We start from the raw sequence: 9295 nt of genomic DNA, 5'->3' as shown, positions 1-9295 counted from the left end.
CCGTACGCGCCGGGAGGCCGCCCGCGGCCGCGTTCCGGCACGCGCCGGCGACCGCACACAATCGTCGCGCAACGGCCGGCTGTCGCGGGGCCGACCGCGACAAATGGTATCTTTGCCGCTCGGGACGACGCGAAACAGGCTCCGCTGGCCCGTTCGGCGCAACGTCCCGGAGTGGAAACCGATCGCTGAGAGCGCGGTCGGATACTGGTTGGTTCGGCCCGTCGGCCGGACATCGCGCGTCGCGCGCCGGAGGGCGGCGCGCGGCGCGACGACGCAAATCCGGGAGGTACCTTGAGAAAAACGATTCCCATCCACGATTCCGCGGTGCGCTGGCTGCAGCACGCCGCCTTCCTCGCGGCGGCCGTCGCGCTCGGCGGCTGCACGATGACGCCGTGGACCGACACCTGGCAACCGGCACCGCGGGCGTCGACACCGGCGTCGGTCGCGACGCCCGGCGTGCTGGCCGGCTACTACCGCGTGAACCCGGGCGATACGCTGGCTAGCATCGCCGGCGCATACGGGCAACGCGTGCAGGACGTCGCGAGCTGGAATCACATGGCCGCGACCGACGCGGTGACGCCCGGTCAGGTACTGCGCGTCGCGCCGCCGCCGGCCGCCACGTCGATCTCGCCGCCGCCGTCCGCGGCCGTCGCGCAGCCGGGCACGCTCGCGTGGCCCGCGACCGGCGTCGTGACGACGCCGTTTACGACCGGCAAGACGCGCGGCATCGTGATCGCCGCATCGGGGCCCGACCATACGGTGCGCGCGGCCGCGAACGGCCGCGTCGTCTACGCCGGTTCGGGCGTGAAGGCCTACGGGCCGCTCGTGATCCTGAAGCACGACAACGGGCTCATCACGGCCTACGGGCACAACGACAAGCTGCTCGTCAACGAAGGCGACGCGGTGCGCGTCGGGCAGCCGGTCGCCGAAATGGGCACCGACGCGAGCGGCCGCGCGACGTTCGAGTTCGAAGTCCGGCAGAACGGCAAGGTCGTCGATCCGATGGGCTTCCTGCCGCGCAACGGCGGCTGAGCGGCCGCCGCGTCGTGTGCGCCGCGCGGCGCACACGTGCGGTTGCGCATCATCCGCTCTTCAGCGTCGCCGCGCCGGACTGGCGCGCGTGATTGCCGACCCAGCGGATGCCGAGCGCGAGCGCAGCCGCGCCGAGCGCGATCAGCGAGCACTGGATCGCGACCGGCAGATAACCGTGCGGCCGCGGATCGACGAACGGATAGGGATACCAGTCTTCGACCGCGCCGCGCACGAGCGTATAGCCGAGATAGACGATCGGAAAGCCGAGCCAGAGGAACGCGCTGCGGCGCGCGATCGGCGAGCGCGGCTCGACGTACAGCCAGTCGCACAGCATCACGAACGGCACGATCCGGTGCAGCACCCAGTTGTTGAACGGTGGCGTTACGTGGCGCAGCGCGTCCATACGCGCGAGCAGCAGCTCGTAGACGATCGCGGTGATCAGCACGTAGAGCACGGCGGCGCCGCGCATCGATTCGTAGCGCGGCGAGCCGGGCCGCGCGATGTGCCCGAGCCCGACGGCCAGCATCGCGGCCGCGTACAGGCTGCTCAATTGCGTGAAATAGCTGAGGTAGTTGCCGAGATGAAAGCTCGGCAGGTGCCAGTAGTCGGCGATGCTGTGCGCGGTAGTGGACACCGCAAGCAATGCGGCGATCAGCCGGTAGGCCGCAACGAAGAACGCTTTGCTCATGATGCGCGCACGACGTCGACACCAAAGCTCCATCCTGCCACAGCGCACCGCGCACGGGATGCGGATTTTCCATAGGCGGGGCGCGCAGAACCTGCGCGATATTTGACACGATCGTGCGAAACCGCGCACGCGTGCGGCTACAATCATGCCAGCGCGGCGGCACCGTACCGGCCGCCGCCTTCATCGATCCCCGCCATCACACCGAGACGAGCATGAGAAACATCCTCGCGCAACAGGTGCGCTACAACAAGCCCGCGATCTTCTTCCACTGGGTCATCTTCGTGCTCGTCGCGCTCGCGTATCTCGCGATCGAAATCCGCGGACCGAAAGGCAGCGACAGCCGCGCGTTCTGGATGAACGTGCATTTCACCGCGGGCACGCTGGTGCTCGCGCTGTCGGTGCTGCGCGTGCTGTGGCGCGCGATCGGCCGCACGCCGGCACCGGTCCCGCAGCCGGCGCTGCTGAAGTGGCTCGCGACGCTCGCGCATATCGCGCTCTACGTGTTCATCATCGCGCAGCCGCTGCTCGGGATCATGATGGTGAATCTCGGCGGCAAGCCCGTGTCGCTCGACTGGCTCGGCGTGTCGTTCACGCTGTTCGGGCCCGACAAGGCGCTGAGACCGACGATCAAGGAAGCGCACGAGCTGATCGGCAACGCGTTCTACTTCGTGATCGGCCTGCATGCGCTGGCCGCGCTCTATCACCATTTCGTCAAGCGCGACGACGTGCTGCGCCGCATGGCGCCCTGATCCGTCCGCGCCGTACGCGCAAGCTTCCGACGGGGGCGCATCGTTGCGTTGACAACGATGCGCCCCCGCTGCGTTAACAGCCCGGCGCGGCCCGGCGCGGCTGGCCATCGACGCCGACATTCGGTAACATCCGGTGTCTTTACATTCCGCTTACTCGCTCGCCGCGCATGCTGCATCGACACCGTCACCTGACCGCCTGGCTCGGCGTATTCGCGATCTGGTTCGCGATCGCCGCGCCGCTGGTGTCGCAGTGGCGCGTCGCGCAGGCGAGCGCGGTCGACGCCACGATCTGCAGCGCCGAGCACGGTGCGCATCGGTCGTCGGCTGCAGGCGGCGCGCACGCACATGGCTCGTCGCTCGACGCATGCGGCTACTGCGGATTCTTCGCGCATAGTCCCGCGATCGGCGGCGCGGCGGCCGCCTCGTTCGCTCCCGTTCCCGTTTCGTCCGTTTTCGTCGCCGCGCCGCAGGCCGATGCGACGCATCCGGACCGCTATCCGCGCGCCTATCCGCGCGCACCGCCCGAGCGCGCCTGACGCGCACTTTCCGTTTTTCTTTCCGCCGAATCCGTGCGGCCCGCTGCGGCCGCGTGGAGGGCGCTACTCGGGCTTTCGATCATGACCATTTTTTCGTTGCGCACGCCGCCGGCGTTGCGCAGTGCCTGCGCGCGGCCCGCGCCGCGCATGCTGAAACTTGCCGTTCCCGCGCTGACCGCCGGCGTGCTGAGCGCGTCGGCCGCAGCGGCCGACGCCGCACGTCGCGCCGAAGCGTCTCCCGACGAGTCGGGCATGCTGTTGCCGCCCGTCGAAGTCTTCGCGTCGCCATTGTCGACGCCGCTCGTCGTCGTCACCGATCCGAAGGCGCCGCGCCAGCCGCTGCCCGCGAGCGACGGCGCCGACTATCTGAAGACGATCCCCGGCTTCACGTCGATCCGCAGCGGCGGAACGAACGGCGATCCCGTACTGCGCGGCATGTTCGGCTCGCGGCTCAACGTGCTCGCGAACGGGATGCCGACGCTCGGCGCGTGTCCGAACCGGATGGACGCGCCGACGTCCTATATCGCACCGGAAAGCTACGACAAGGTGACGGTCGTGAAAGGGCCGCAGACGGTGCTGTACGGCCCCGGCGCCTCGGCCGGCACCGTGCTGTTCGAGCGCACGACGCCGCGTTTCGAGCGGCCGGGCATGCGCTTCGACGGCAGCGTCGTCGGCGGGTCGTTCGGCCGCAACGACCAGAACGTCGACGTGACGGCCGGCACGCCCGATTTCTACGGCCGCGTCATCGCGAATCATGCGCATGCGCAGGACTACCGCGACGGCAACGGCCGCACGGTGCCGTCGCAATGGGACAAATGGAACGCCGATGCCGCGCTCGGCTGGACGCCCGACGCGCACACGCGCGTCGAGCTGACGGCCGGCACCGGCGACGGCTACGCGCGCTATGCGGGGCGCGGGATGGACGGCGTGCACTTCCGCCGCGACACGTTCGGCCTGTCGTTCGACAAGCGGCATCTCGGCGACGTGCTCGACCGGATCGAAGCGCGCGTCTACTACAACGAAGCCGATCACGTGATGGACAACTACACGCTGCGGCAGCCCGATCCGTCGAGCAGCATGCCGATGCGGATGGCGTCCGAGGTGCGGCGGCGAACGGTCGGCGCGCGTGCGGCCGCGACGTGGCGATTCGGCGACGCGTTCAAGCTCGTGACGGGCATCGACGCGCAATCGAACCGGCTCGATTCGCGCGCCGCGATGGGGCGGCAGAACTATGGCGACCAACCGTGGGACGCGCAGGCGACGATGTGGAACGCCGGCGCGTTCGGCGAGCTCACGTGGTACGCGGCCGAGACGGCGCGCGTGATCGGCGGCGCGCGTGTCGACTATGCGAGCGCGCGTGACAAGCGCGCGACGACGGGCGGCATGATGACGAGCCGGCCGAACCCGACGTTCGACGACGATCGTGCGCGCGTGCTGCCGAGCGGCTTCGTGCGCTACGAGCGCGATCTGGCGTCGCTGCCCGTGACCTGGTATGCGGGCATCGGCCATGCCGAGCGCTATCCGGACTACTGGGAGCTGTTTTCCGCAAAACGCGGGCCGGCCGGTTCGGTCAACGCGTTCTCGGCCGTGCAGCCCGAGAAGACGACGCAGCTCGACATCGGCGCGCAGTACAAGAGCGATCGGCTCGACGCGTGGGTATCCGCGTATGCGGGCTATGTGCAGGACTTCATCCTGTTCGACTACGCGAGCGGCACGATGGGCCCGACCACGCGGGCGACCAACGTGAACGCGCAGATCATGGGCGGCGAAGCCGGCGTCGGCTGGCGGCCGATCGCACCGCTGCGCATCGAGACCTCGGTCGCGTACGCGTGGGGGCGCAATGCGACGAGCGGCGATCCGTTGCCGCAGATGCCGCCGCTCGAGGCGCGCGTCGGGCTCGAGTACACGCGCGGCGCGTGGTCGGCCGGCGGGTTGTGGCGGGTCGTTGCGCCGCAGCATCGCTATGCGCTGAACGAGGGCAACGTGGTCGGCAAGGACTTCGGACCGAGCGCGGGATTCGGCGTGCTGTCGCTGCATGCGCAGTACAACGTGAGCAAGACCGTGCAGATCTCGGTCGGCGTCGACAACCTGCTGAACAAGGCCTATGCCGAGCATCTGAATCTCGCCGGCAATGCGGGCTTCGGCTATCCGGCGAACGCGCCCGTCAACGAGCCGGGCCGCACTGCCTGGGTGCGCGTCAGCGCGAAGCTGTAGTGTGCGGCCCGCGTGTGCGAACGCAGCATGCGCGGGCTGCGGCGTGCCCCCGCCCGCGTGCGCCGTGCGCGTCAAGCGATTAGAGAACCGTATCTAGTCGGCACGCAAACGTTCCCGAGTCGTGATTCACTCCGGCATTCGATGCGCGGCGCGTTTGGGCGCGCTCTGCATCGCTTCGATTCCGTTCGAACCGGCAGCACGATAATCAGGAGAACATGCATGGCCAGATCGATGCGTTCCAGGGTGGTGGCAGCAGCAGTGGCGTGCGCGATGAGCGCCGCGCCGTTCGCGGGGACGACCGCGTTGATGACGCTCGCGACGACGCGCACGGCGCTCGCCGCGATCGCGCCGGCCGACGATTACGCGGCGACGCGCTATCCGATCGTCCTCGTGCACGGACTCACGGGCACCGACAAATACGCGGGCGTGCTCGAGTACTGGTACGGCATCCGGGAAGACCTGCAGCGGCACGGCGCGACGGTGTACGTCGCGAACCTGTCGGGATTCCAGAGCGACGACGGTCCGAACGGACGCGGCGAACAATTGCTGGCATACGTCAAGCAGGTGCTCGCCGCGACCGGCGCGACGAAGGTCAATCTGATCGGCCATAGCCAGGGCGGTCTCACGTCGCGCTACGTGGCGGCCGTCGCGCCGGATCTCGTCGCGTCGGTGACGACGATCGGCACCCCGCATCGCGGCTCGGAGTTCGCGGACTTCGTGCAGAGCGTGCTTGCGTACGACCCGACCGGGTTGTCGTCGTCGGCGATCGCCGCACTCGTCAACGTGTTCGGCATCCTGACGAGCAGCAGTCACAACACGAACCAGGACGCGCTCGCCGCACTGACGACGCTGACGACCGCGCAGGCCGCGACCTACAACCGGAACTTCCCGAGCGCGGGTCTCGGTGCACCCGGCAGCTGCACGACCGGTGCGTCGACGGAGACGGTCGGCGGCAATACGCATCTGCTGTACTCGTGGGCCGGCACCGCAATTCTGCCGACGAATGCCGCGTTCGGCGTCACGGGCGCGAGCGACACGAGCACGATTCCGGTCGTCGATCCGGCGAATGCACTGGATGCGTCGACGCTCGCGCTGCTCGGCACGGGTACCGTGATGATCAATCGCGGCTCGGGGCAGAACGACGGACTCGTGTCGAAGTGCAGCGCGCTGTACGGACAGGTGCTCGGCACGAACTTCAAATGGAATCATCTCGACGAGATCAACCAGCTGCTCGGCGTGCGCGGTGCGTATGCGGAAGATCCGGTCGCAATGATTCGCACGCACGCGAACCGGTTGAAACTCGCGGGCGTCTGACGGATGGCCGCCCGTGACGGGCACGCGTCGCCAATGCGGCGCGTCGCCGTGTATGCAGTAGCCGGTTGTGCGGCTGTGGCCGCCGTCGTGCTGTGGCGCGGCGCGGCGCCGCCGCGCGGCATCGAAGTCGCGCACGCCGGATCGCAGGCGGGCGAACGCAGCGCGATTGCATTGCCATCGCCGGCGGCGCGGCCGGCCGGTGCAAGCGTGCCCGCGCCGCTGGCCGGATCGAGCGCGCCGCGCTTGCCGCTCGATCCGGGCGGCCATCTCGCGAAGTCGCGCGCGGTGCGCGATTTCTTCGACTATTGCCTGACTGCACAGAGCGAGATCGACGCCGCCGCGCTCGATGCGCTCGTCGCCCGCGAGATCGCCGCGCAGCTCGACGGCACGGTCGTGCAGGCGGAAGCGCTCGACGTCTGGCATCGGTATCGCGCCTATCGCGACGCGCTTGCAAAGCTGCCCGACGCGGGCGCCGTCACCGACAAGTCCGATCTCGGCGCGCTGCAGCTCGCGCTCGACCGGCGCGCGTCGATTGCGTACCGGACGCTCGGCGACTGGAGCGAACCGTTTTTCGGTGCGGAGCAGTGGCGGCAGCGCTACGACCTCGCGCGGCTGCGCATCATGCAGGACCGCACGCTGACCGATGCGCAGAAGGCCGAGCGGCTCGCGGCGCTCGATCAGCAGATGCCGGCCGACGAGCGTGCGGCGCAGCAGCGCGCGAACGCGCAGCAGGCCGCGATCGACCGGATCGCACAGTCGCAGAAGAGCGGGGCGGCGCCCGACGCGACGCGCGCGGCACTGGCGCAGACGCTCGGTGCGGACGTCGCCGCGCGTGTCGCGCAGCTGCAGCAGGACGACGCGTCGTGGCAAAGCCGCTATGCCGATTACGCGGTGCAGCGCGCGCAGATCGAAGCCGCCGGTCTGTCGCCGCAGGATCGCGACGCGCAGATCGCCGCGCTGCGGCAGCGCGTGTTTACGAAACCGGGCGAAGCGGTGCGCGCGGCGTCGCTCGATCGCGGTGCGGCCGCTGCGGCTACGGCGGGCACCGCGCAGTAACGGCCCGCACGCGCGGCCGTCGGCTCACGCGGCGCGCGTCACGTGCCGCGGCAGGTGCTGCTCGATGATCGCTGCCAGCGTGTCGAAGGCCGGCCCGATCCCTTCATGCGCGACGCACGCATAGCCGAGCAGCAGCCCGCGTTGCGCGGTGTCGGCGCAACTGTAATAGCTGGTCAGCGGCCGCACGATCACGCCCGCTTCGAATGCGCTCTGCGTGACCGCGCGATCGTCGCATGCGTCGGGCAGCCCGAGCACCAGATGCAGGCCGGCTTCGTCGCCCATCACCGGCAACGAATCGCCGAAGCGCGCGCGGATCGCATCGATCAGCAGTTGACGGCGCTCGCCGTATAGCGTGCGCATCCGTCTCACGTGCGAGGTCAGATGGCCGTCCATGATGAACTCGGCGAGCACCGCCTGCTGCATCAGCTGTCCTTCGCGGTACAGCTCCGACAGGCCGGTGCGGAACGTGTCGACGAGATGCTCGGGCACGACCATGTAGCCCATCCGCAGGCCGGGAAACAGCATCTTGCCGAGGCTGCCGACGTAGATCACGCGGCCGCCGTCGTCGAGCCCCTGCAGCGACGCGAGCGGGCGGCTGCCGTAACGGAATTCGCTGTCGTAGTCGTCCTCGATGATCCAGCAGCGATGCTGCCGCGCGTATTCGAGCAGCATGCGCCGCCGCGCGAGACTCATCACCATCCCGAGCGGATACTGATGCGATGGCGTGACGAGCACGAGCCGCGGCGGGTGCTGCATGTCGCTCGCGCTCGGCGCGAGCCCTTCGTGATCGACGGGCACGGGCGCGAGCGTGAGGCCCGCCGCCTGCAGCACACTGCGCACGCCCCAGTAGCACGGCTCCTCGACCCACGCGCGATCGCCGATGTCGGACAGCAGCCGCACCGCGAGATCAATCGACTGATGAATGCCGGTCGTGATGATGACCTGATCCGGCGAGCATTTGACCGAGCGCGCGACGCGCAGATAGTCGGCGAGCGCGCGACGCAGCGGCCGGTAGCCACCGCCCGGCGCGTATGTGAGCAGTTCGGGGTTCGCTTCCTTCCAGAGCCGCGCCTGCAGGCGGCTCCACGTGCGGCTCGGAAATTCGGAGACGTCCGGCACGCCGGGCATGAACGCGCCCCACTGACGGCGCGACACGCCCGCATGCTCGATCAGCTGCCGGCCGCGCATCGACAACCCGCCTTGTACGTCGGGCGCCGCGGTTGCGGCCGTTGCCGCGCCGCCGTCCGGACGCGCCGCGCCCGCGCCGTGCGCGCGCATCGCGGCGGCGTCGGGCCGCGTGTCGGCGACATAGGTGCCGCTGCCGGTCGTCGTCAGGACGTAGCCTTCGGCCGTCAGCTGGTCGTACACGTGCAGCACCGTATTGCGGGCGATCGACAGGTCAGCGGCCAGCGTGCGCGAACTCGGCAGCTTCGTCCCCGGCCCTAATTCCCCGGTCAGGATGGCCTGCTGCATCAGTTGCAGCAGCTGCCGGTACATCGGCTCGGACGAAGTCCGGTCGAGACGGGCGGACAGCCAGTCGGCGACGATCACGGTATCCAAAGTGGTCCTACTGGGAATATTGAAATGGTTCCCTATTGTAGAACCGTGCGCGCCGTATAGTGGCTCGCATCTCGATAAAGATCGTTGCGCAGCAAAGGGGACAGCCACGATGAAGTCCGATGATGTGATCGTCAGTTTTCGCGGCG

General features: G+C 69.1%; 8 protein-coding genes. 6 read left to right on the top strand and 2 right to left on the bottom strand.

Annotated elements, in window-relative coordinates; translation table 11 throughout:
- The first annotated feature begins 291 nt into the window (after positions 1-291).
- Positions 292-1032, top strand: coding sequence for a peptidoglycan DD-metalloendopeptidase family protein (locus tag HMPREF3115_RS18235; RefSeq protein WP_006404061.1), 741 nt, complete (start codon positions 292-294; stop codon positions 1030-1032).
- Between the two features lie 49 nt (positions 1033-1081).
- Here HMPREF3115_RS18235 and HMPREF3115_RS18230 read toward each other — a convergent pair whose 3' ends face one another.
- On the bottom strand, positions 1082-1720 hold the full coding sequence (locus HMPREF3115_RS18230; protein WP_006404060.1) for a Pr6Pr family membrane protein: 639 nt from the start codon (positions 1718-1720) through the stop codon (positions 1082-1084).
- 212 nt (positions 1721-1932) lie between these two features.
- On the opposite strand from HMPREF3115_RS18230, the gene HMPREF3115_RS18225 reads away from it, so the two are divergent.
- The 5 genes from HMPREF3115_RS18225 to HMPREF3115_RS18205 all read left to right on the top strand — a co-directional run bounded on the left by HMPREF3115_RS18225 (position 1933) and on the right by HMPREF3115_RS18205 (position 7589).
- Positions 1933-2469, top strand: coding sequence for a cytochrome b (locus tag HMPREF3115_RS18225; protein ID WP_053298815.1), 537 nt, complete (start codon positions 1933-1935; stop codon positions 2467-2469).
- A 167-nt stretch (positions 2470-2636) separates the two neighbouring features.
- Positions 2637-3005 carry a DUF2946 domain-containing protein gene (locus tag HMPREF3115_RS18220; protein ID WP_070555524.1) on the top strand — a complete coding sequence of 123 codons (369 nt, stop codon included), beginning with the start codon at positions 2637-2639 and terminating at the stop codon, positions 3003-3005.
- An 81-nt stretch (positions 3006-3086) separates the two neighbouring features.
- A complete protein-coding gene (locus HMPREF3115_RS18215) occupies positions 3087-5219 on the top strand; it encodes a TonB-dependent copper receptor (protein WP_070555522.1) in 2133 nt (710 codons plus the stop codon).
- A gap of 219 nt (positions 5220-5438) precedes the next feature.
- Positions 5439-6533: an esterase/lipase family protein gene (locus HMPREF3115_RS18210; RefSeq protein WP_070555520.1), complete on the top strand. Its 1095-nt coding sequence runs from the start codon at positions 5439-5441 to the stop codon at positions 6531-6533.
- A 3-nt stretch (positions 6534-6536) separates the two neighbouring features.
- Entirely contained in the window at positions 6537-7589 is a 1053-nt protein-coding gene (locus HMPREF3115_RS18205; protein WP_070555518.1) for a lipase secretion chaperone, read from the top strand.
- 24 nt (positions 7590-7613) lie between these two features.
- On the opposite strand, the gene HMPREF3115_RS18200 is transcribed toward HMPREF3115_RS18205, so the two are convergent.
- Positions 7614-9149, bottom strand: coding sequence for a MocR-like pyridoxine biosynthesis transcription factor PdxR (locus HMPREF3115_RS18200; RefSeq protein ID WP_070555516.1), 1536 nt, complete (start codon positions 9147-9149; stop codon positions 7614-7616).
- Positions 9150-9295 lie beyond the last annotated feature (146 nt).

The organism is Burkholderia sp. HMSC10F09 (genome assembly GCF_001806955.1).
Lineage (GTDB): Bacteria > Pseudomonadota > Gammaproteobacteria > Burkholderiales > Burkholderiaceae > Burkholderia > Burkholderia multivorans.
Note: the sequence above shows the minus strand (reverse complement) of the source record. Positions and strands in the feature narration are given on the sequence as shown.

Excerpts from the sequence above, each read along its gene's own strand:
- HMPREF3115_RS18210 (WP_070555520.1), top strand. The coding sequence starts at position 5,439 with ATGGCCAGATCGATGCGTTCCAGGGTGGTGGCAGCAGCAGTGGCGTGC.
- HMPREF3115_RS18220 (WP_070555524.1), top strand. The coding sequence starts at position 2,637 with ATGCTGCATCGACACCGTCACCTGACCGCCTGGCTCGGCGTATTCGCG.
- HMPREF3115_RS18205 (WP_070555518.1), top strand. The coding sequence starts at position 6,537 with ATGGCCGCCCGTGACGGGCACGCGTCGCCAATGCGGCGCGTCGCCGTG.
- HMPREF3115_RS18215 (WP_070555522.1), top strand. The coding sequence starts at position 3,087 with ATGACCATTTTTTCGTTGCGCACGCCGCCGGCGTTGCGCAGTGCCTGC.
- HMPREF3115_RS18225 (WP_053298815.1), top strand. The coding sequence starts at position 1,933 with ATGAGAAACATCCTCGCGCAACAGGTGCGCTACAACAAGCCCGCGATC.
- HMPREF3115_RS18230 (WP_006404060.1), bottom strand. The coding sequence starts at position 1,720 with ATGAGCAAAGCGTTCTTCGTTGCGGCCTACCGGCTGATCGCCGCATTG.